Source organism: Petrocella sp. (assembly GCF_059865615.1).
In genome coordinates this window covers 1-1,208 of the sequence record NZ_JCBCDA010000153.1, presented here as the reverse complement: position 1 = coordinate 1,208, position 1,208 = coordinate 1, and the positions used below count along the sequence as shown (strand labels likewise).

The 1,208-nt window shown below is 37.4% G+C and carries 1 protein-coding gene; it reads left to right on the top strand.

The annotated features are described in order from the left end of the window. Nucleotides 1-161 precede the first annotated feature (161 nt). On the top strand, nt 162-1,208 hold a 1,047-nt coding region (locus AC6F8J_RS14825; protein ID WP_500724401.1), incomplete at its 3' end, for a putative PEP-binding protein.

The window sequence follows — 1,208 nt, the reverse complement described above, 5'->3', positions numbered from 1 at the left end:
GAGCGAATATGATTGTTTTTTGTTGGCGTGATCATCTTAAAGTACAGTATTACTAACTTAAAATGCATAAAACAGTCAAATCGCCAAAAATATATGATGGTTATTGATTGTTTTTGATCGAGGTGATATGATGAAGTCAATTAAAAGAAAGGATGTTTGCTGTGATAGGAGTATCGGTATTTAAAGGTGTAGGCATTGGAAAAGCTTTCAATTATGAAATCGAATCCATAATCATACCTAAAGAGATGATTGAAGAAAATGAGATGGATGTTACACTTGATAACCTTAATATTGCCATTGGCAATCAAAAGACATCACTAGAAGCACATATGAAACATGTGGAAGAAACCATAGGTACCTCTGAAAGTCAGATTTTTTCTGCTCATATTGAGATTCTAAACGACCCTGAACTGATCAGTCGGATTCGTAAGAATATTGTTGGAAAAAAGATGAACCTAGTTGCCGCTATAGATGAAGCAAAGAACTTTTATGTTGAAATGTTAAGTGCCCTTGAAGACCACTACATCCGGGAACGTGCAAGAGACATTGAAGACGTTATGGAAGGCTTACTAAAAAACATATTAGGGCTGTCAGATAATCCCTTAGATAACATCAGGGAAGCGACAATCCTATTTGCTAAAGATTTAAGCCCATCTGAGACCATACATTTGAATGATTGGGTCAAAGGAATTGTACTCAGTGAAGGCAGTATTACCAGCCATAGCGCTATTGTGGCCAAAGCAAAAGGCATACCGACCATAGTGGGGTACAAAGAGGCTCAGATTCCCGATGGTAAATCTTTGATTTTAGATACTGTAGCAACAAAGTTATTGATTGACCCCACAGAATCGGAGTTAGAAACCTATAAAGAAAAAGTTAAAGAAGAAGCATTACATCAGAAGCGTTTAAGACAACTGGTAAAAGTGGAAGCCATAACAAAAGATCATAGACATATTGAGCTTTTTGGCAATGTTGGTTCGGCAGAAGAAGCCCTATCCATTGTGGACCATGGTGGCTTTGGTGTCGGACTGCTTAGGACAGAACTGGTCTATATGAACAGTAAGGATTGGCCGACAGAAGATGAACAATATAAAACATATGAAGGTATAGCAAAAAATGTCAATGGCGAGGTCATTATTCGAACATTAGACATTGGTGGGGATAAAACTTTGCCCTATTTCACATTTCCGAAAGAAGAAAACCCATTT